The sequence below is a fragment of the Acetobacter orientalis genome, from assembly GCF_000963965.1.
GTDB lineage: Bacteria > Pseudomonadota > Alphaproteobacteria > Acetobacterales > Acetobacteraceae > Acetobacter > Acetobacter orientalis.
The window spans coordinates 13521-35609 of the sequence record NZ_BAMX01000008.1 but is presented as its reverse complement, the minus strand read 5'-3'; the positions used below and the strand labels follow the sequence as shown (position 1 = coordinate 35609).

Annotated in this window: 17 protein-coding genes; 8 read left to right on the top strand and 9 right to left on the bottom strand. The window is 51.5% G+C overall.

The annotated features are described in order from the left end of the window. Positions 1 to 43: 43 nt before the first annotated feature. Positions 44 to 796: a class I SAM-dependent methyltransferase gene (locus tag Abor_RS03415; protein ID WP_181014201.1), complete on the bottom strand. Its 753-nt coding sequence runs from the start codon at positions 794 to 796 to the stop codon at positions 44 to 46. A 95-nt stretch (positions 797 to 891) separates the two neighbouring features. Between Abor_RS03415 and gloB the strand changes: the two genes are divergently transcribed. Beyond that, the gene (gene gloB, locus Abor_RS03410) at positions 892 to 1617 is read left to right on the top strand and encodes a hydroxyacylglutathione hydrolase (protein ID WP_048840446.1); all 726 of its coding nucleotides are present in this window, start codon (positions 892 to 894) and stop codon (positions 1615 to 1617) included. Here the strand turns inward: gloB and Abor_RS03405 are convergent. Both Abor_RS03405 and Abor_RS03400 read right to left on the bottom strand, forming a co-directional pair. Beyond that, positions 1614 to 2699, bottom strand: coding sequence for a DUF2125 domain-containing protein (locus Abor_RS03405; protein ID WP_048840445.1), 1086 nt, complete (start codon positions 2697 to 2699; stop codon positions 1614 to 1616). The two genes, gloB and Abor_RS03405, sit on opposite strands and share 4 nt — an antisense overlap. Positions 2700 to 3070: 371 nt before the next feature. Next, a complete protein-coding gene (locus Abor_RS03400; protein ID WP_048840444.1) occupies positions 3071 to 3775 on the bottom strand; it encodes a lysophospholipid acyltransferase family protein in 705 nt (234 codons plus the stop codon). Between the two features lie 176 nt (positions 3776 to 3951). On the opposite strand from Abor_RS03400, the gene ahcY reads away from it, so the two are divergent. From ahcY to Abor_RS03375, 5 genes are all read left to right on the top strand, one after another. Then, positions 3952 to 5241 carry an adenosylhomocysteinase gene (gene ahcY, locus Abor_RS03395; protein WP_048840443.1) on the top strand — a complete coding sequence of 430 codons (1290 nt, stop codon included), beginning with the start codon at positions 3952 to 3954 and terminating at the stop codon, positions 5239 to 5241. Between the two features lie 456 nt (positions 5242 to 5697). Then, positions 5698 to 8229, top strand: coding sequence for a TonB-dependent siderophore receptor (locus tag Abor_RS03390; RefSeq protein WP_048840441.1), 2532 nt, complete (start codon positions 5698 to 5700; stop codon positions 8227 to 8229). Between the two features lie 155 nt (positions 8230 to 8384). Further along, positions 8385 to 8900, top strand: a complete 516-nt coding sequence (locus Abor_RS03385) for an RNA polymerase sigma factor (RefSeq protein ID WP_084594346.1) — start codon at positions 8385 to 8387, stop codon at positions 8898 to 8900. 64 nt (positions 8901 to 8964) lie between these two features. Further along, entirely contained in the window at positions 8965 to 9906 is a 942-nt protein-coding gene (locus tag Abor_RS03380; RefSeq protein WP_048840439.1) for a FecR family protein, read from the top strand. 298 nt (positions 9907 to 10204) lie between these two features. Continuing rightward, complete coding sequence (locus tag Abor_RS03375; protein WP_048840438.1) at positions 10205 to 10594, top strand: DUF3597 domain-containing protein; 390 nt, start codon at positions 10205 to 10207, stop codon at positions 10592 to 10594. A 104-nt stretch (positions 10595 to 10698) separates the two neighbouring features. On the opposite strand, the gene dld is transcribed toward Abor_RS03375, so the two are convergent. From dld to zapE, 6 genes are all read right to left on the bottom strand, one after another. Next, a complete protein-coding gene (dld, locus tag Abor_RS03370; RefSeq protein WP_048840437.1) occupies positions 10699 to 12417 on the bottom strand; it encodes a D-lactate dehydrogenase in 1719 nt (572 codons plus the stop codon). A 127-nt stretch (positions 12418 to 12544) separates the two neighbouring features. Next, positions 12545 to 13444, bottom strand: coding sequence for a L,D-transpeptidase (locus tag Abor_RS03365; RefSeq protein ID WP_084594352.1), 900 nt, complete (start codon positions 13442 to 13444; stop codon positions 12545 to 12547). Positions 13445 to 13561: 117 nt separating this feature from the next. Further along, a complete protein-coding gene (gene lpdA, locus Abor_RS03360) occupies positions 13562 to 15307 on the bottom strand; it encodes a dihydrolipoyl dehydrogenase (RefSeq protein WP_048840435.1) in 1746 nt (581 codons plus the stop codon). A 75-nt stretch (positions 15308 to 15382) separates the two neighbouring features. Beyond that, complete coding sequence (gene odhB, locus Abor_RS03355) at positions 15383 to 16597, bottom strand: 2-oxoglutarate dehydrogenase complex dihydrolipoyllysine-residue succinyltransferase (RefSeq protein ID WP_048840456.1); 1215 nt, start codon at positions 16595 to 16597, stop codon at positions 15383 to 15385. 109 nt (positions 16598 to 16706) lie between these two features. After that, on the bottom strand, positions 16707 to 19580 hold the full coding sequence (locus tag Abor_RS03350) for a 2-oxoglutarate dehydrogenase E1 component (protein WP_048840434.1): 2874 nt from the start codon (positions 19578 to 19580) through the stop codon (positions 16707 to 16709). A 286-nt stretch (positions 19581 to 19866) separates the two neighbouring features. Beyond that, positions 19867 to 21054 (bottom strand): cell division protein ZapE, encoded by a 1188-nt coding sequence (gene zapE, locus Abor_RS03345; protein WP_370684554.1) that lies wholly within the window; start codon positions 21052 to 21054, stop codon positions 19867 to 19869. Positions 21055 to 21196: 142 nt separating this feature from the next. Between zapE and Abor_RS03340 the strand changes: the two genes are divergently transcribed. Beyond that, complete coding sequence (locus Abor_RS03340) at positions 21197 to 21535, top strand: carboxymuconolactone decarboxylase family protein (protein ID WP_048840431.1); 339 nt, start codon at positions 21197 to 21199, stop codon at positions 21533 to 21535. Between the two features lie 50 nt (positions 21536 to 21585). Next, on the top strand, positions 21586 to 21747 hold the full coding sequence (locus Abor_RS03335) for a hypothetical protein (protein WP_181014200.1): 162 nt from the start codon (positions 21586 to 21588) through the stop codon (positions 21745 to 21747). Positions 21748 to 22089 lie beyond the last annotated feature (342 nt).

Below are 22089 nucleotides of genomic sequence, written 5' to 3'. Positions count from 1 at the left end.
CAGCCTTTAGCAGGAAAACAGACAGGATAACACCTTGCAGCCGTTAAGACTGTTTACGCTTTGCTGGGTGCTCAGCATGTAGCTCGGCCATAAGGGGTTGCCTGCGCCATAAACGCCGCCACGGTGTTATGGGCAGTGGCCTTGGCGCATAAATATTTTTTACCACCTCAACCAACGCAATGCTCCCCAAACCCGGTGCCAGTACCTTACCGGCAATATCACCCGCGCGGCCACGGCGCACACTCCCCCCGCCCCATTGTGCGGGAAAAAACAGGGCTTCGTCGCGCCGCTCGGCCTGCAACATGGCCTGCGCCAAAACGCGCCGGAAGGTTGTTGGCGCAAACGCACTATCGTGCGCAAAAGGCGTTTTACACTGGCGTAAACGGCCTGCAAAAATGCTTGGGCCTATCAGAATCATTCTACCATCATCGCGCAAAACACGCCCTGCACCCCGTAATACGGTTATGGCCTGTGCTTCAGAACGAAAAGCATGCATCACCACAATGCGGTCAAACGCTTCGTCTTGAAAAGGCAAATGGGCGGCCTCTGCCACTACTGCGCGCTCTGGCCCACCAAAAGTAGTGCCCCCTACCGCCCCCCCACACTCAGGCAGCAAGGCTGTAAAGCAAAGTGCCCCCCTGCCCTGCCACGCACCTAGGCAAGGGGCCGCATAGCCAAGCCCCAGCACTTTTTGGTGTTTTATTTCAGGCCAGAACCACTGTAACCGCTCGCGTAACAAAGCAGCACAGTAAGCCCCCGCCTGCGTTTGGTAAAAGTCGGGAACTGTCGTGGGCATGACATCGCTCATAGCTCTGCCTATCATGTTTTAGTGCATTTACACCACGCAACAACGCACCTGTACATTTTCCGCCCCCTATCAGGAGCCTCACCATGCCCATATCTATTCGTGCTATTCCGGCTTTGTCAGACAACTACATCTGGCTTTTGCAAGACCAGAAAACCGGGCTTGTTGCCGTTATAGACCCCGGAGAGGCAGCCCCTGTTGAAGCCGCCCTGAACGCCGCCAACCTTAAACTTAGCCTTATTTTACTAACCCACCACCATGCAGACCATACCGGCGGGGCGCTGGCTCTTGCGCACCATTACAACGCGCACATTGCTGGCCCCGCCAGTGAGCAACACCGCCTACCCCCGCTCGATACGGCATTGCACGATGGACAGAGCATAACCCTTGGCCAAAGCACGGCGCAGGTTATAGCCGTACCCGGCCATACCGCAGGCCATATTGCGTATTATTTTGACGCCCCCCACGCCCTTTTTTGTGGAGACACCCTTTTTAGCCTTGGGTGCGGCCGTTTGTTTGAAGGCACACCGGCCCAAATGTTTGCCAGCCTACACCGTTTTGATACCCTGCCAGATGACACATTAGTATGTTGCGCCCATGAATACACGCAAAGCAACGCAGCTTTTGCCAGCCAGATAGACCCCACAAACACAGCCCTACAGGCCCGCGCGCAAGAAGTAGCGGCCCTGAGGGCTGCGGGCAAACCAACCTTGCCCTCTACATTAGGGCTAGAGCGTGCCACAAACCCTTTTTTACGGGCACCAGATGTTGAAACATTCGCAAAAATACGGGCACAAAAAGATCAGTTTTAAAGCATATCTGGGCAGCTTAAACGCGTAACACTCAAGCGGCATGGCCCAAGGCTTACCTGCCCGTTTCTAACCGGTAGCGCGAGCGTTAACGGGCCATCGGGGAATGTGTGTTGTTGCTCTACAGCCTGTTGCACCTGCTGCAACACCGTGCGTTGGTAAGGGGTAAGCAGGTTTTGTGCTTGCACGGTAGCCATTACGCTGCGCCAGTTGGGGAGTGTAAGCCAGCTTTCGCCCTGCACATCGGCTGTGGCCGCAACCCATAACCGGGCAGACCACCCCACAGACAAACCGCGCCATGTGCCCCCTATAGTTTGCACCACAATATCTGGCACACCAGAACTACGTTCGCGCATTGCCGTCTGCCCACTGGGGAACTGGGGGGCAACTGGCTGCGCCTCTATACCCAAACCCCGCCATAAGCCTGTATGCGCGGTAGCGGGGCCGGGTAAAGCAGCTACCACGTTGAAATGGGCCACAGGGTCTTTCCAGAACGTAAATGCCGCTTGCTGGGCCGAAAGCACAAGACCAAACAGGCTCTCTTGCGCGCTGGCTTGGCTATTCCATACGGCCTTGCCTTGCACTTGCTGTAATACCACCCCTTGCCCAGCCAGCGGCCCTTGTAAAAAAGCGACATGCAAAAAGTCTGCCTTAAAGGGAGCGCCATACCCACCGCTGCCGCGTTGCCATAGCGGCACCGACAGGTACAGAGCGGGGCCATCACTTTGCGCCAACCAAACAGGGGTTGGTTCTGCCCACCCTATTTTTTGGCCACCCAGCACCGTCAGTTTAACAGAAAAAGGGTGCCACAAGGCCAATTCCAACCGCACACTATGGCTGTAAACGACACGCGGCGCATGAGAGGCCGCACCACTTGAGCACCTTACCTGCGCCCCATCTAGCACACGCTGCAACGCCCCAACCCCAACAGAGGTATGAAAACGCGCCACACCCAGCGTGCAGCCAGTTTGCTGCTGAAACCTGCCTTGCAAGCTGTGCAAATACCACCATGCGCCAAGGTTAAGGCTAGTATAAACGGCAACTATGCCGCCAAGACACAAGGCCCATTTTGCACTCTTTTGCATAACACCTCTTTTCCCCAAGGCTATGCGCACAAACAGCCCATATTGGTAAAATGCTGATAGGGCTTTTGTTTATCCACAAAATGACCGTGATGTCATATTAGGCACAGTATAACACGCGGTTGTTGCAACGCCCCTATGCGCCACCTACCCCACCAAACGCAAAACCCCGGCAACTCTTTGTTTTTTATCATTTTTCAAAAGATGGAAGCTCTATATTACTTTCCTCACCTCAAATAATGCGTGTCATCTTTATGTAATATTACTCTTTGTAACAGCATACTCACGGTGCATAAGCCGCGCCAACTTTAACATTCCACAAACTTATCCACAGGTTTTTCTGTGTTATCCCCGCACGTAACGCGCCCTATTTCTCAAGCAAATGGTTTTTCCAACGCCTGCCATGCTTCTGCAATTTGTGGCAACAGCACCTTACGGCTGGCAGGCGCTAAAGGGGCGCCAATAGCCACATGCAACACGCCAGATTTTTTGAAAAATGCATTGCGGCCCCAGAATAAACCTGAATTGGTAGCAACAGGCACAACAGGTAAACTGGTATGGGCCGCCATAGCGGCAATACCGGGCTTAAGAGCTACTTTTTCGCCCGGCGCGGTACGCGTGCCTTCAGGAAAAATAATAATCTGCTTACCGGCCTGCGCGGCTTTTTCTGTCTCACGCAGTAAAAGCCGCAAAGCTTTGGAGCCATCAGCCCGTTCAATAGGCATCATACCTGCCAGAATAAGCATAGGCCCAAGAAGGGGAATATGCCGTAACTCGCCCTTCATAACGTATGAAGGGTGCGGCACAAGCAGCATCCAAATTAAGGTATCAAACGCAGATTGATGCTGCGAGGCAATAAGCGCTGGCCCTTGCAGGGCTGCCAAATGCTCGCGCCCGGTAATGCGTACCTCTACACCGCATATCTGCTCAAACAACCCCAGCACCAACCGAGACCACAGCTTGGCATAAGGCAGCGCCAGTCTTTTAAAAAACCAGCGGATAGGAAACGCCCCAACACCCATAAGCAGCGTGAGCGCAAATGCCAGAACATTGAAAAGAAATGAGCGAACAACAGCCATAACCGCGCCAGTTTACCTATACCCAAACCAAAAAAGAGAGACCTTTTGCACACCAGAAAATGCCTGCCCGTGCAAGGTCGTGCCCGCTTTAAACACGTTTTACACGGTTATAACTGGCCTACTTGCACCCCAAGCTGTATAGAAACCCAGCATAAAACAAAAGCTACAGGACAGACATGACCGACTACAAAGTAAAAGACCTCTCTCTGGCAGACTGGGGCCGCAAAGAAATTTCAATTGCCGAAGGCGAAATGCCCGGCCTGATGGCCCTGCGTGAAGAATACGGCGCAAGCCAGCCTCTTAAAGGCGCTCGTATTGCAGGCTGCCTGCACATGACCATTCAGACCGCAGTGTTGATTGAAACACTGGTGGCGCTGGGTGCAACCGTGCGTTGGTCTTCCTGTAACATCTTCTCAACACAAGACCACGCTGCAGCTGCTATTGCTGCTGCCGGTATTCCTGTGTTCGCCTGGAAAGGCCTGACAGAAGACGAATTTAACTGGTGCATTGAACAGACCATTACCGGCCCAGATGGTTGGACCCCCAACATGATTCTGGACGACGGCGGCGACCTGACCGTTATGATGCACGACAAGTTCCCCGAACTGTTGGAGCAGGTTAAAGGTCTGTCTGAAGAAACCACGACAGGCGTGCACCGTCTGTGGGAAATGCAGAAAAAAGGCACACTGAAGGTTCCGGCCATCAATGTGAACGACAGCGTTACCAAATCTAAATTTGATAACCTGTATGGCTGCCGCGAAAGCCTTGTTGACGCCATTCGCCGTGGCACAGACGTCATGATGGCTGGCAAGGTTGCTGTTGTTGCAGGTTATGGTGACGTGGGCAAAGGCTCTGCGGCCTCTCTGCGTAACGCTGGCTGCCGCGTGCTGGTAACCGAAGTTGACCCCATTTGCGCCCTGCAGGCTGCAATGGAAGGTTATGAAGTTGTGACCATGGAAGACGCTGCCCCCCGCGGCGATATTTTCGTGACAGCAACCGGCAACATTGACGTGATTACCGTTGACCACATGCGCGCCATGAAAAACCGCGCCATTGTGTGCAACATTGGTCACTTCGATTCTGAAATTCAGATTGGCGGCCTGCGCAACTTCACATGGGAAAACATTAAACCACAGGTTGATGAAGTTGTTTTCCCTGATGGCAAACGCCTGATCGTTCTGTCTGAAGGCCGTCTGGTTAACCTTGGCAACGCTACAGGTCACCCATCTTTCGTGATGTCTGCCTCTTTCACCAACCAGACACTGGCCCAGATCGAACTCTGGACTGCGCCAGAAGGCAAGTATGACGTTAAAGTCTACACCCTGCCTAAAAAGCTGGACGAAAAAGTGGCTGCCCTGCACCTTGCAAAAGTTGGCGCACAGTTGAGCAAGCTCAGCGCAGCGCAAGCCAAATACATTGACGTGCCAGAACACGGCCCGTTCAAACACGAAGAATACCGCTACTAAAATACCGGCCAGCCCGGCACATAATTATGTGCCGGGCTACTGTGTTTAAAGTTACCCTTGCCTCAAGCACTTTTATAAAAGCTTCATCACTCTTTTTACGTGTAGAAACAGCCTTAGCTATACGCGCGTATTATCTGCACCAGCGTTCTATAGCGCATAAAATACACTCCCCCTTTATCCTGCCTGCCCGTACCCCCACGCTTTGCAGCGTTACCGTTTTTTTGCTTACTCCCTTCATTAAATGAATGGGGCCACTGCCTCTTTTTCTAAAACCATATGAGCAGCAATAAAGCGACAAGACGCCACTAAGCTGCCGCGCAGAGCACATTAGGCTCCGTGCTCCCCCCCTCAGCAAAAAAACACCGTGTAGTGTTAAAATTGGGCAAAGACTTTCGTCATTGAAATAAGGTTCTTTCTAAGAACGGTTCTTATTTGCATGCCGGAGCAAACCTACACATGACCCATTCTTTGTACCGCCAGTCGGCATTTGTCGTGCGGAGGTGCGCTTTTTTGCTTTTGGCTTCCAGTTGTTTGTCCGGTTTTACGCCCCGCGCTGCACAAGCAGAAAGCACAGAGGCGAGCCAAGCTAAAACCAAGCCATTTTCCATTCCAGCGCAGCCCCTAAAAAGTGCGCTGCGGCATTATTTTGAACAATCAGGGGTACAAGTTGCCTACCCCACAGCAGATGCTGCAAACATAAACTCCACAGCCGTTTCGGGGCAGTTTAGCGCATCAGCAGCACTCTCTCAGCTTCTGGCTGGCACTGGGCTTTCTTATAGCTTTACTGCCCCCCACAGCGCCACGCTTACAAAAACAACAAACGCCATAACACTTGGCCCAGTGCGCGTTGCTGGCACTAATACCGACCCCATGACAGATTGGAGTGTAGGTAACGAACCCGGGCGCACCGAAGGCACACACTCTTACACTACCGGCGCCATGAGCACCGCCACAGGCTTACGCCTTTCTATCCGCCAAACCCCACAATCTGTTACGGTTTTAACCCGCCAGCAGTTAGATGACCGTAGAATTAACAGCTTTGCAGACGTTGTACGCACAACTAACGGGCTTTCTATTAACCAGTATGAAAGTAACCGTGGCAGCATTTATTCTCGTGGTTTTAAAATTCAGAATTACCTAATTGATGGTGTCCAAACGCTTATTAATGAACAGTGGAGCGCTGGCGAAATTATGAGCGATACGGTGCTGTACGACCGGATCGAAATTTTACGCGGTGCTGGCGGCTTAATGAATGGGTCTGGTGACCCATCGGCCATGATTAACATGGTCAGAAAACGCGCCGACAGTAAAAAACTACGCGCTACAGTTACAGCAGAAGGGGGAAGCTGGTCGCACTTCCGTACAACCGGAGATATTTCAAGCGCTGTTTCAAAAAATGGCAAAACACGAGCACGGTTTGTCGCAGACTACCAACAGGGAGGTAATGCTTTAAAACGGCTTGATACCAAACAATATACCCTCTTTGCCACAATGGAGCAGGACATTGGCGAAAACACCCTTCTTTCTGCCGGTGTTAGCTACCAAAACACCCTTACCGCCCACCCACAATGGGGTGGCGTACCGGCATGGACGGCAGATGAAAGCGGCAACATTGTACGCCGCCCCTCTACCCGGCGCGATAACGTAGCCCCAGACTGGAGCTACTGGAACACAAGCTATGCCAACGCCTTTGTACGTGCTGAGCATAATTTTAGCCGCAACTGGCGGGCAACCCTTAATTACAGCTTAGGCGAAAGGCGCTCTAAGTCTAAAATTGCGCTGTTTTACCCCTACCCAATAGACCCCGATACAGGGCAGTCTTTTATGTCGTTTTATGGGTTTAAAATACCTGTTAGTGGGTATAGCGGCCGCTATTTTGTCAGAAATTCTAAAAACGATGTCGACTTTAAATTAAATGGCCATTTTAAAGTCTTTGGCCTTAACCAAGAGGTTGTCGTGGGGTACGAATGGTGGCGTGAGCATATGGTCGCTAATGGCGCACCCGGCAACACCACACTTGCGGCAACACCAGATATTAACGCTTTCACACCCCACACGCCTGAACCCAAATTTGTAACACGCGGCAATTACATTAATAACGTTACAACTCAGAGCGCCCCCTTTATTGCGGGCAAATTTTCACTCCATCAACGCGTTAACCTTATTACTGGCACCAGAGCGGTCAATTACGATGTGTCAGATTATAAAAACCGTACGAACAATTACACCATGAAATATAGGTTTGTACCTTATGTTGGTTTAGTGGTTGATTTGCAAAAAAACATTTCTGCTTACGGAAGTTATACAACAATTTTTAACCCGCAAAACTACCGTGATGCCAACAATAAACTGCTCGCGCCTATTCAGGGCAATACGGCTGAAGTGGGTATAAAGGGAGAGTTTTTACGCAAACGGCTTAATTTTTCGCTTGCTTTTTACCGTATGAAACAAGCCAACGTAGCGCAATACCAAGGCCGTGTGCCAGAAGATGCAGCTAACCCCAATGGCTTACAGCGCTCTGTTTATGGGGGTGTGCCGGGTGTAACAAGCCGTGGTATAGAAGCCGAAATAACCGGCGAAATTACAAAAACTCTGCATATTGTTGCGGGTTATAGCCAGTTTATTTTAACGCACACCGGCACAGATGCCGTAAATTCTCTCATACCGCGTAAACAGGCCAATTTATTTTTAACCTACCAAATGCCCGGTGCGCTCCATAACCTTACGGTTGGTGGCGGTTTACGGTGGCAAAGCCGTATTTATGAAGAGCAACCGACTGCCATAGCGCTTGGGGTACCACGCCTTACCCAAAAAGCGTATATGGTTGGCGATGTTTTCTTACGCTACGATTTTCCGCAAAACTGGTCTGCACAGCTCAATATTAACAATATTGCTGATACAAAAATTTTCTCACCCACAGAAGATGGTATGCAGGTTTATTGGCAAAACCCACGGAGTGCCCAGTTCCAAATTCGGAAAACATTCTAAACGCTCTCTTTTTTAAATTAGGTATTCTACCGGCTTGTGCAGCAACCGGCAGAATACCTACACCGCTTTAACCTCATTTTATCTGTTATTATTTTATTGCGAACGGTTCTTAACAATGTTAAGGGAACACAACATTTTCTAGGCGCTTGTATGCTATGCAGGACAACATCACTACTCTTACAAACCTGATAACAACAGAACGCCCTAAGCTGTTCATGCTCATGAACCGGATTATTAAAAATCGAGACTGTGCAGAAGATGCATTACAATCTCTTTTCGAGAAAATTCAGCGTGTAGAAAATTCTGCCATTATTCTTAACCATAAAGCCTATTTGCATAAACTGGCCTCTAATTTAGCGATTGATTATGTACGCAAACAAAAACGACACAATGCCTTACAAGAAAGCATTCACACCCTGTTATGGGTTGAAAACCTAGAAGATGACACCCCAACCGTCGAACAACAGGCCTCTGATAAAAGAACACTTGCTCTTATTGAAAATACCATTGAAACGTTACCAGAACCCATGAAAACAATTTTTTGCCTCAACCGTTTTCAGGGCCTTTCACAAACTGAAATTGCACGTGTTTATGGTACATCAATACCTCTCGTTAACCGCTACTTACACCGTGCCCTAAATATTTTGGCCAACGCACGCGATAATGAATAATTTTATGATTTTCTTTATCGTACAATGATATTTCTGGTTTTAAAACCTACAGTATGGATACACCGTGAACGATAACACGCCTGATATTGCACAAACAGCACGCCATTGGATTATACGTATGGCGTCTGGCAATATGACTGAAGCGGAGTTGGAGCAGTTCCATACTTGGCGCAAAGCCGCACCAGAGCACGAAAAAGAATTTCAAAAAGAATGTAAGCTATGGCGCTCGCTTACAGTGTCGCCCACGCAAGCGCAGGCAGTACGCCTAACATGGCACCGCAAAACCAAAAGGCGCAGGTTAAAAACAGCCTTTGTCTCTTTTACGGTTCTAGCGGCCTCGTTCGCAGTTATTTTCTACGCCCCACTTGTTAAACTCTGGCTACAAGCAGACCAATGGACAGGCACAACCATACAAACCATCTCGTTAGAAGATGGCTCTCGCGTTGTACTAGATAGCGAGAGTGCACTGAGCATACAGTACACCCCAACCCAACGGCACATTACCCTGTTACGCGGGAACGCTTTTTTTGACGTTAAGCACGACCCAAGCCGCCCTTTTCAGGTAACAGCCAGCACCGTAACAATTAACGATGTAGGCACACAGTTTGAAGTACGCAACGACCACGCTCCCGTAACAATTACCGTAAAAGAAGGCATAGTGGACGTAGCAGCCCCGCATGAGGCCTCTGTTAGGCTCCGTGCTCATGAGCGTTTAGCTTACCAGCACACAACCCCGCCCCTGATTGAAGATAACCTTAACCCTGATGATATTGCCGCGTGGTCTCATGGAGAGTTAGTGCTGGAGAATGCCACCGTGGCCGATGCCGTAACCATACTCTCCCGCTACCATAAGGGGGCTGTTTACCTCTTAGGGTCAGCGCCTTCTACAACACGTATCAGCGGTATTTTTCGCACCGACCAAACGAATGACGCTTTGACAACTATTGCGGCCACAGCAAAATTAAAAATGAGAACTTTTTCTAAATATATTGTGGTTTTAGAATAGTTTTAACAGGTTCTAGAAAGCATTTTTCATAAACACTTAACGGCAATACAACCCAATAGTGCACCTTATTTATACTGCTTAAGAGCCCTATAATTTGTGAGAAAAACGGCCATGAACAATAGAACTGAGGAGCATCATAAAAATGAAATATATTAAATAAAGTTAATTATACGTTTTATTCAACCTTCTTTGCAACCATATTATGGGTTGTATGCTTGAATACACCAGTTACCTGACTTCATTACGCCACATTGTTGGGTAGTGTTAGCCAAGAACTATTGAGAAAGGACACTTTAGCATGAGCATTTTTGGCTCCATTCTGTCTTCTATTTTTCACCACGCTAACGCAGCCACACCAGCAGGCACCGCTGGCGCCCCAGCTAATGCCGCTACCGCAGCACCTGCCACGGCAGCAGCAAGCCCCGCCGCAGGCACCCCCGTTAATGTTGATGCCGTGCTGACAGACCTTGCTACAAAAAATGGTCAGGGCCTGAACTGGAAAGAGTCTATTGTAGACCTGCTTAAACTGCTTGGCCTTGATAGCTCGCTTGACGCACGCAAAAAACTGGCTGGTGAACTGGGCTACACCGGTGACACCAACGACTCTGCCGCCATGAACATCTGGCTTATTAAAGAAGTGCGCCAGAAACTGGCAGCTAACGGTGGCACCCTGCCTGCTGGGCTGTAATTGCTAAAATAACAGAAGCAACACACAGTGGCAGGCTCCAAGCCCGCCTACTGGGTCGCTTTGTAAAAAGCGTGCCGCATAAAATGTGCAGCACGCTTTTTTATTTAAACGCTTTCAGCGAGCCAGTTGCGTTTTTTGGTTGCTTGGCCAATGCCGGGGTTAAAGCAGTTGCAGGGGTCTAATGTACGGTAGTGGGCCAGCATATCTTCTGGTGCTTCATACAAATGCCCCACGTTATGCTCTGCCGGGTAGCGTGCGCCGCGTGCATCTAGGCCGGGTAGCATGCTGTGCTCAACAGCCATGGCATTGTAGCCTTTTTTAACCACGTAGTCCTGATGCATAACGTGGCAAAGAAAATGGCCGTAGTAGAGTTTAACGCTAATTTTGTCTTCAATCTCTTGGGGCAGTGTTTCAAACCACTCACGGTCGTTACGGCGCAAGGCTACGTCTAGTGCTACAATGTCTTCAGCCTCACGGTGGTGCACGGCACGGTAGCGCACAGCGGCACCCGCAGCGGCAAAACGGTGCAGAAACGCGCGGCTGCCTTCATCGGGCGTACATTCAAAGAAAGAGCCAGTAACTTTGCCAAAATACTCTTGCAAATACGCCCGCATGGCGGGGGTAAGGGTTTCTGTCACCTTTAGCATAAGGTGGTGTTCAAACTGGTCGCGGTAGTCCAGCATACGCTGGGGCAATTGGTTGGGTATCAGCACGCTTAGGGCCTGCATGACACGGTCACTCAAGTTAACCGGCAAAAAGCCAAATTTTTTCGTGAAAATATCAAAACGCGACTTCATGGCAAACATTTTGGGTAAGAACCCAGTACCAAATTTGCGAATAATCGCAAAAGTGTCCTTGCCGTATTTCTCTGCAATATTAAACGCATCGCGATGAATATATTCGCCCGCAATAGGCAGTTCTTCAAAGGCGGTCAGCACATGGCGGCGTAGGTCTTCAAGCTCGTCTGTGCTGTTGGTGCCAATATAGAATACGCTTGCGTTTTTATTAGCCGGAAACGTGTCGAGCCTAACCGCAAAAACAACCAGCTTACCCGCACAACCTGCGGCTTCGTGCCAGCGGGCTGGGTCTGCATTGTAGCGGGCTGGGGTATTGGCATCCACATCACGTACATGGGTTACATAATCCCCATCGTGGCCACGGCCTGCATCCCAGCTAATGTCGGCATCGGTAAAAGTGCCAGCTTGCAGTTTGGACAAAATGGTTTCTGGGTCGTTACCCAACTCTATGCCCAAATGGTTAACCAACCTGAGCTGGCCATCTTGGCCAACCTGCCCAAACACAGCCATTTCTGTGTATGCCGGGCCACGCTGCACCAATGCACCACCCGAGTTATTGCTAATACCCCCCAGCACAGACGCCCCAATGCAGGAAGACCCAATAACAGAGTGCGGCTCCCGCCCAATGGCAGCCAGTTTGCTTTCAAGCTCATACAGCGTGGCACCGGGTAAGCAAACAACCTGCCGCCCCTCACCTATCAGGTGGCTACCGATTAAGCGCAGGGTGCTAATAAGCACAATATCACGGTCGTAATCGTTACCGTCTGGGGTAGAGCCACCTGTTAGGCCGGTATTGGCGGCCTGCATAATAACAATGGTGCCCGCCTGTACGCAGGCCTGTGCCACACGCCACAACTCAACCAAAGACCCCGGCTGCACAACTGCCAGCACAGAGCCTGAGCCAAACCGGAAACCATGCCTAAAACGGTAGGTTTCTGCCTCGGTGGTTAAAACATGGTGGTTGCCAACTATGGTTTTAAGGCTTTCCAGCAAAGACTGGCTAACCTGAGAAGGCACTTGTGACATAGGGGTCTGTTCTCCGCGGTACGATACGTTATTCTTGGTTTTGTTATAACATTTTAGACGTGTCACGCTATGGCACACACTGGGTATCTGCTTTTCTTAGAGCGTGTGTGCCCTGCCCGCCAACGCGCTAACCATGCGTTGGTTGTGGGTGTTTGGCTGCACCCTTTACCTCGGCTGTATTTAAGGGGGTATGAATTTCAGGCATATCGGTCGTATCAACCACCACCACAGCAGAGCCAGATAAAGGAGAAGGCGTACGGTCTGGCCGCAACAAGGCTTTAAAGCGGTCATCTATAACCGCCATACGCTCATACTCAGCATCTATCAGGCCGTGTTTATCAAAAAACACATTCAACGAAGACGGAATGCGAATGCACCCCTCAGACGCCGTATGGCCCAACCGGCTTTCTAGGTAGACAGGGTCTGTCGCGTGCATTTCCAGCCTGATCTGCCCTTTTTCGCGCGTGGGTAGCCAGCCTTTTTCTGCCCATTGCCACCCAAAGTCCCACACGCGCATGCCTTTGGTGCCATTGCCCATAATACCGTTTTCATTTTTGGTACCTAAGGCACGGTAGCCCAGAATATCTGCTGTGTTTTGGAACACACCCGTAGGCGTAATATAATAATATTTACGCCCCGTAGTGCCGGTAGACACTTTAACACTGCCTATCACTTGCCAGTCTGAGCTATGCGGTAGGGCCAGCATAAGGCACAGGCGTTGTACGGCGGGGTTACGGTCAACAATAACCAGCACCTGTGGTCTATCTAGCGGGTAGTCTGCCTGCGCTATCTGCTTTTGCGCCAACGCCACCCATGCTTCTTTAAATGCGGTTGAAACCTTTACCGCCACAGGCACTTCATGCCGGAAAGCATGGTTAAGGCGTGTTGCTTCTTCACGCGCCTGCTCTTCTGTTAACACAGGCAGGCTCGGAATTTCCAACGCTGGTGGCGGGAGTGGCACGGGGGCCATAGGGGCTGGAGCATCTGGTGCTCCAGCAGGTGTTTGTGCCAGCCCCAACTCTGGCATAAGGAGCAAACTGCCCGCCAGAAAAAGCAGAGTGGGACGTTTTGCTCCTTGCACGTCATAGTCTCCTGTTATTCACGCTCAAAGACTATGACATTCCTTTTAATAAGAAGGAAACACTCAAATATTCAAAGAGCGTCCGTCTGCGCCCAAAGCGGCTTCTTTCACGGCTTCGCTCAAGGTGGGGTGGGCATGGCAAACACGGCCAATATCTTCAGCCGATGCGCCAAACTCTATGGCCATTGTGGCTTCTGCAATCAGTTCACCCGCAGCTGGGCCAATAATGTGCACACCCAATACGCGGTCTGTTTTTTTGCAAGCCAGCACTTTTACAAAACCATCTGTCATGCCTAGCGCACGCGCACGGCCATTAGCCATGAACGGGAACTTGCCGGTTTTATACTCGGTGCCTTTTTCCTTCAGTTGCTCTTCAGTAAAGCCAACAGAGGCAACTTCTGGCCATGTATAAATAACACCCGGAATGGCATCGTAATTCACATGCCCAGCCTGCCCTGCCAGAATTTCTGCCAGTGCTACGCCTTCTTCTTCTGCTTTATGGGCCAGCATAGGGCCTGCAATAACGTCACCAATGGCGTAAACGCCGGGTACGTTGGTTGCAAAATGGGCATCGGTTACAATGCGGCCACGCTTATCAAGCTCAATACCGGCTTCTTCCAGACCCATATTTTTGCTTGCTGCGGTACGGCCTACTGCTACCAGCACAACATCAGCCTCAAGCGTTTCAGCCTGACCACCAGCGGCGGGTTCAACGCTCAGAACAACACCTTTTTTGGTTTTTTCGGCTTTGGTAACTTTGTGGCCGAGCTTCATTTTAAAGCCCTGCTTCACCAGCAGTTTCTGGAACTGGGTTGCAACCTCTTTGTCGGTACCCGGCACCAAACGGTCAAGAAACTCAACCACGGTTACCTCTGCCCCAAGGCGGCCCCACACGCTACCAAGTTCCAGCCCAATAACGCCACCGCCAATAACCACCAGCCGTTTTGGCACAGAAGAAAGCTCAAGCGCACCCGTGGAGGTGACAATCACTTTCTCATCAATTTCAATACCCGGCAGGTTGGCACTATCACTGCCCGAAGCAATGATGATGTGCTTGGCAGTAACAGGCTTACCATCAACCGTAATACGGCCTGTGCCTTCTACCTTGCCGTGCCCTTTAAGCCATGTAATGCCGTTTTTCTTGAAAAGATATTCAACACCTTTGGTGTTAGCCCCAACAATTTCAGCTTTGCGGGCCTGCATTTTGGCCAAGTCCAGCTTAACACTGTCAATTACAACACCATGGGCTGCAAAATCGTGCCCGGCTGCGTGGTAATTTTCAGAAGACTGCAGCAAAGCCTTAGACGGAATACAGCCAACATTTAGGCATGTACCGCCAAGTGTTTCACGCTTTTCTACACAGGCTACTTTAAAACCAAGCTGTGCTGCCCGAATGGCGCACACATACCCACCGGGGCCTGCACCAATAACAACCACATCATAATCGGTTTCTTTGGGGGCTTCTGCCGCAGGGGTAGCAGCCGCTTTTGGGGCTGCGGCTGGGGTGGCTTTTTCTTCTGCTTTAGCAGCAGGCTGGGCAGCAGCTTTAGCACCGCCTGTCGTACCAGCAGCGCCTTTTTCAAGCAGGGCCAATACCGCGCCTACATCTACTTCATCACCTTCTGCCACAGCGTGGCTTTCTAGGCGGCCATCTGCAGGGGCGGGCACTTCAACGCTTACTTTGTCTGTTTCAAGTTCTACAACCGGCTCATCTGCCTTGACCGCATCACCAGGCTGTTTCAGCCATTTTCCTACCGTGGCAGTGGTAACGCTTTCCCCAAGGGAAGGAACTTTAATTTCTACTGGCATGAATTTTGTCTCGCTTGCGTTCAGGGTCAGAGGGGTAGAAACCGGCGGAGCTTACCCCCACCGGCCTGCCGGGTCTCAGACGTCAATCAGAAGACGGCGTGGGTCTTCCACGTTCTGCTTGATACGCACCAAGAAGCTAACAGCTTCCTTACCGTCCACAATGCGGTGGTCGTAAGACAGCGCAATATACATCATAGGCCGGATAACAACCTGCCCTTTAACAGCCACGGGGCGCTCCTGAATGGAGTGCATGCCCAAAATGCCAGACTGCGGCGCGTTGAGAATAGGCGTTGAAAGCAGAGAGCCGTAAATACCACCATTGGTAATAGAGAAGGTACCGCCAGACAGGTCGTCAATTTTAAGCGTGCCTTCACGCGCGGCTTTACCAAAACCGGCAATGGTTTTTTCAATCTGGGCAAAACCCAGTTTGTCAGCATCACGGATAACCGGCACTACCAACCCATTAGGGCCGCCTACAGCAATACCAAGGTTTACAAAGTCACGGTAAATAACGTCTTCACCGTCAATTTCAGCATTAATAGCCGGAAATTCTTTAAGGGCCGCAATAACCGCGCGAGAGAAGATGGACATATAGCCCAGCTTCACGCCATGCTTTTTAACAAAAAAGTCCTGATATTCTGCGCGCAGTTCCATGGCGGCAGACAGGTCTACTTCGTTAAAGGTGGTAAGAATTGCAGCCGTGTTCTGTGCGTCTTTTAAGCGGCGGGCAATGGTACGGCGCAGGCGTGTCATTTTAACACGTTCTTCACGCGGGTCATCATTCCGTGGGGGCTTAGGTGCCGCTTGCTGCTGTGCTACCGGCGGTTGAGACAGGAAGGTTTGCACATCACCTTTGGTAATGCGGCCATTCAGGCCAGAACCTTTGCCAACTTGGTCTGCGCTCAGGTTATTTTCAGTCATGAGTTTACGCGCTGCTGGCAGTGCTGCTGCGGCGTCTTTCGGGGCAGAGGGTGTGGGGGCTGGAGCCGCAGCTTTTGGGGCTTCTTTTTTCTCAGCCGGTGCAGCGGCAGCAGCGGGTTTGGCCCCAGCAGCGCCGGGTTCAAGGGTTGTCAGCAGAGCACCCACCTCTACTTCGTCGCCTTCTTTGGCAACTTCTGCGCCAAGCACACCAGCTTGCGGTGCAGACACTTCAACACTGACCTTGTCTGTTTCAAGCTCAACAATCGGCTCGTCTGCCGCTACGGCATCACCAGCTTTTTTCAGCCATTTGGCAACAGTTGCCGTAGTAACGCTCTCACCTAGTGTTGGTACCTTGATCTCGACTGACATCTCTATCCCCATTTTCTTCAAACACGTACCGGCAGGTTTTATAGCCCTTTGCCTGCCGGCTGTTTTAAGCCCGCCCATATAGGGCGGGTTGCCTGCTCAGGCCGTAGTGTTAACCCTCAATTTTTATACCAAGCGCCTTGGCTACAAGGTCTGCCTGCTCTGCCGCATGAATGCGGGCAAGACCTGTTGCCGGGCTGGCTGCCGCTGCACGCCCAACATAGACCGGGCGCCCGGTATTATGCTTGGCCGCAACAAGGGCTTTTTCAATACGGCGGTCAGCGAAATACCAAGCCCCACCGTTTTCTGTCTCTTCCTGGCACCAGATAATCTGGGCATTTGGGTAGCGCTTCAACTCTGCCGCCAAAGCAGATTCCGGGAAGGGGTAGAGCTGTTCTAGGCGCACAATGGCAACCTTGTTCAACTCTTTCTCCCGCCGCTCTGCCAGCAGGTCATAGTAGACCTTGCCAGAGCAGAGCACCACACGCTCAATCTGGGCATCTGGTGCAAGGGCATCGACCTCACCCAATACAGGTTGAAAGCGCGTACCCGGCCCAAAGTCAGACAGTTCAGAAACGGCCAGTTTATGCCGCAGCAAAGACTTGGGTTCCATCAGAATAAGCGGTTTGCGGTAGTCCAGCTTTAACTGACGGCGCAGCGCATGGAAGTAGTTTGCCGGAGTGGTAATATTACAGACAAACATGTTGTCTTCTGCACACAGTTGCAGATACCGCTCTAGCCGCGCAGAGGAATGTTCAGGCCCCTGCCCTTCATAACCATGTGGCAGCAACAGAACCAAGCCAGACATACGCAGCCACTTGGTCTCACCCGATGCAATAAACTGGTCGATAATAACCTGAGCACAGTTTGCAAAGTCACCAAACTGCGCTTCCCACAAGACCAGTGTTTTGGGGTTACGCAATGAGTAGCCATACTCAAAACCCAAAACCCCGTATTCTGAAAGAAACGAGTTCCAGATTTCAATTTTTGCCTGCTCAGCCTGAATATGGTTAAGCGGCGTGTATTGGCTCTGGTTGGTTTGGTCAGTAAAGACCGCATGCCGCTGGCTAAACGTGCCGCGCTGGCAATCTTCGCCAGAAAGGCGCACGCGGTGGTTTTCAAGCAGCAAGGAGCCAAAGCCCATTGCCTCACCCGTTGCCCAGTCAAACCCTTCGCCGGTTTCAAACATTTTGGCTTTTGCTTTAAGCTGGCGGGCAATTTTGGCGTTTAGGTCAAAATCATCTGGCGCGGTTGCCAGCGCTTTGCCAATGCTTTGCAAGGTTTCAAGAGCCACACCTGTTTCAGGGTAGGCGCTTTCAACTTTGCCAGTTGGGGCAGTTAGGCCTGCCCAGCCACCTTCAAGCCAGTCTGCTTTGTTAACTTTGTAGGCTTGGGCTGCTTTAAAGTCTTCGTCTAGCTTAGCAAAAAACGCATCCCACTGGGTTTTAACGTCGGCCTCGGTTACTACACCGGCAGCAACAAGGCGTTTGGCATATAGCGTGTGGGGCGTTTCGTGCTCGGCAATGGCTTTATACATGACAGGCTGCGTAAAAGCTGGCTCGTCTGTCTCGTTATGGCCATGGCGGCGGTAGCACACGATATCAAGCACAATGTCGCTACCAAAAGCCTGGCGGTAATCTTCTGCCAAACGAGAGACGTAAATAACAGCCTCAGCGTCATCACCATTTACGTGCAGCACGGGCGCTTCAATAGCTTTGGCAACGTCTGTGCCATAAACGCCCGAATGCCCGTTTTCAGGGTTGGTCGTAAAGCCAACTTGGTTGTTAACCACCATATGAATGGTGCCGCCCGTGCGGTACCCTTTGAGCTGAGACATAGAGAATGTCTCATACACAATGCCCTGCCCCGCAAAAGCTGCATCACCATGGATAATAATACCCATATGGCCAGAGCGGCTTTCGGTATCGCCTGCATCGTCCTGAATGGCGCGTACTTTCCCGCATACAATCGGGTCAACCGCCTCAAGGTGGGAGGGGTTAGGCTGGAGCGAAATATGTACCGGGTGGCCACCAACTTCTACATCGGTAGAAGAGCCAAGATGGTATTTTACGTCACCAGAGCCAGCAACATCATCTGGCTTGAAAGAGCCGCCAGAAAACTCGTTAAAAATGGCCACGTAGGGTTTACGCACCACGTTAACCAGCGTGTTCAAACGGCCACGGTGCGCCATACCAATAGTAACCGAGCGCACACCTTGGCTGGCCCCTTGGTCTATAATGGCATGCAGTGCGGGAATGGAAATTTCGCCGCCTTCAAGCCCGAAGCGCTTAGCGCCCACATAACGTTTTTGGCAGAATGTCTCAAAACCTTCGGCTTCGGTCAGGTTTTTAAGAATTGCTTTCTGCTCTTCTGCCGTAACGGTTTTCTGCCAGTTATCGCCCTCTAGGCGCTGGCGGAACCATTCGCGCTGCTCTTCATTACGAGCATAAATATATTCTGCCCCAATGGTGTGGCAGTAAACGCTCCGCAGTGCGGCAACAACGTCTTTAATTTTGGCAGCAGGGCCTTTTAAAAGCGGCTGAAGCAGCGTGCCTACATACACATCGCGGTTCAGGTCTTTTTCAGTAAAGCCGTAAGTTGCGGGGGCCAACTCTTTGCGGGCCTGTGGGGTTTTAAGGCCCAACGGGTCAAGGTTGGCTTCAAGGTGGCCATATTCACGGTAGGCGCGTACCAGCCGGGCAATGGCCAAGCTGTCTTCTGCGGCCAGACCGCCTGCGGCGCTGCCTTTGGCCCCTTTAGCTGGGGCTTCGGGTTCTTCACCCGTAATAATAGAGGCACGCGGAGCCCAAGATGCGCCTACGGCATCTTTGAGCACAGCAGCTTCCTCATCTTCCAACGAACCAAACAGTTCATTGAAGGAGGGATCTACACTTGTGTGATCTTTTGCCCAGCGAGCGTAAAGATCTGCCAAATAGGCAATGTTGGCACCGTTAAGTGCTGTTGCCAGAACATCTGAAGCCGCCATGATCAGACTCCTTCCCGTTGCGGGGCCAGCCTGAACTGGTGGCCTTGCGTTGTACTGTTACCGAACAAAACCCGGACCATAATTTTTCTCATCCCGCTCTTGCGTGCAAGATGCCCTGCCTTGCCCTGTCGTGGCGCAAAAGTATGGGGTGTGCTGGGTGTGTGCACTCTTGTCCGCATCCTTTGCCGCCTTTCGTATTCGTTCTTTCGGTTCAAGGCCATGCGACCTTCAACCACACTGTGATTCTGCTAGACCGCGCCCGCGGCAGGAACAAGAGAGTGTTCTGTCACGCTCTAGAGAGCCGGTGTGCTGCCTGTGCTGCTTTAGCCCCCTGCGTAAGCCAGCTCTCACTGCCCATCTCAGCAAGACGTGATGCGGTGCGGGCAAAAGCATCAGACCCTTCACCCGTTGTAAAGAGCTGGTCTGGCGTGGCCTCAGCCGAGGCAAACAGAAGATTTCCGTTGTCATACAAGGCGTCTATCAAGGTAATGAAGCGCCGTGCGAGGTTGGCCTCGTCCTGTCCCATTTTGGGAATATCATCTATGACCAGCACGGTGAACTGCTTTGCAAGGGCCAGATAATCGTTCGGGCCGCGTGGCTTTCCACACAAAGAGTTGAAATCAAAGCGCGCGACCACACCAGCCGCTTGGTCGACCTCAAAACTACGCCCACTAAATTCTAACGTGACTGGTTGCGCTGTCTCACCTTGGGCGTAGCGGGCAAAAATCTCATCTAGCCGGGTTTTTGCCTTGGTATCTGCTGGCACAAGCCATGTTTCACGGTCTTGTTGGCGGCCACGGCGGTAGTCCCGTTGTGAATCGAGTTCGACCGTATCCAACTCCCGTTTAATAATGGCAATAAACGGCTTGAACGCATCTGCCCCCGGCCGATTCTGAAACAGCTCGCCCGGTTCGGTGTTAGACGTGGCCACAATCACAACGCCCGCGGCAAACAGGGCCTCAAACAAACGGCCCAGAATCATGGCGTCTGCTATGTCGTTCACCTGAAATTCGTCAAAGCATAAAAGCTCGGCCCGGCCTGCAATGGTTTTAGCCAAGGGCGGAATAGGGTCTGACATCCCGGGGTTAGCGGCTTTAAGCGCATGCAACTTTTGATGCACATCTTGCATAAAACGCAAAAAATGAATGCGCTCTTTGCGCTGCACAGGCGCACAGCCAAAAAACAAATCCATCACCATGGTTTTGCCGCGGCCTACACGCCCTACAATATAGAGCCCACGCGGGCATGGCACAGGCTCTGGCGCTTTAATGCGCCGCATAAGCCCAGCCAGCAGCCCTTTGCTGGGGGCTGCGGGTTGGGGCGGCTTTTGCGCCAGCTCCTGCCAGAGCTGGTTAAGCCGCTCAATAACCCGTGCCTGATCCGGGTCGCTCTTAAGGTCTCCCGACGCGATACGCGCCTGATAGACCGCCAGAGGTCCTTGCTGTTCCAAAGCCCGGGCCCCGCTTATGTTCATCTTGTTCATACCCTACGCCGATAGCTGGCACGCGGTCTGCTCTGCAAGAGCGCTTGGCTCTCCTAACTGTGTCGTGACAGACCACGCCCTTTCCTGCTGCACTCTAACGGCCTTTTCATTCAGAAAATAGAAGGGTTTGAGCATGACAGACTGGAACACTTACCGCGAACATTTAAGCCAGAACGTAAAAGTGCTGGCAAAACTTTCTCCTAATACCCTCAAAGGGTTACAAACTCTGGAAACCCCAGAGCCCGCCCACAAACACCTTGATGCCAAAACCCGCGAGCTCATCTCTTTAGCGGTGGCGGTCACAACTCGGTGTGATGGGTGCATTGCCGTGCATACTGTGGGGGCAAAAAAGGCCGGAGCCAGCAAAGAGGAAATAGCCGAAGCCCTTGGCGTTGCCGTAGCCCTCAATGCTGGGGCGGCTCTGGTTTATTCCAGCCGGGCGCTAGACGCTTTTGACAGCGTGAAAGACTAACCCCCCTAGCACTTGGCTGCGGGGCCACCCGGCAGCACCTTACTGCCCCAATGCCGCATTTTTCAGCCCCAGAGCGTACAGCCTTGTTAGCCATTAAAGGCGTAGGGCCATGCGCTCTTGAAAGGCTGGAAGAATGCGGCATACCCAACCTGCTCCACCCTGCTCAGGCTGGTAGCCAACTTTGCACGCAAATGACCACCTTACGGGCGTAAACTGTTGGAAAAAACAGCCCCTAGCCTGCACAGCCCTAACAGCCGCCATAGATATGGCCAAACCCATAACTCTACGCCAACGCTGCCATAAGCTTACTGTGCGCTCTACGGTACAACCGGTACTTTTTAGGCAAAGAGCCCTTAAGAGTCGCGTCGTGCAGTCCACACTACTGTGGCAGGGAAAAGCTTAAAACTCTCCGCCGCTTTGAACCCAACAACATTTTTTAGCGGCTAATTTTCTAAAAATATCATGCGGTTTCAGGGCGTTAGCTCCGCCCCTCACTCTTCCAAACAAAAACACACAAAATATATCTTGAAAACTATCTTAAGATATACATATCG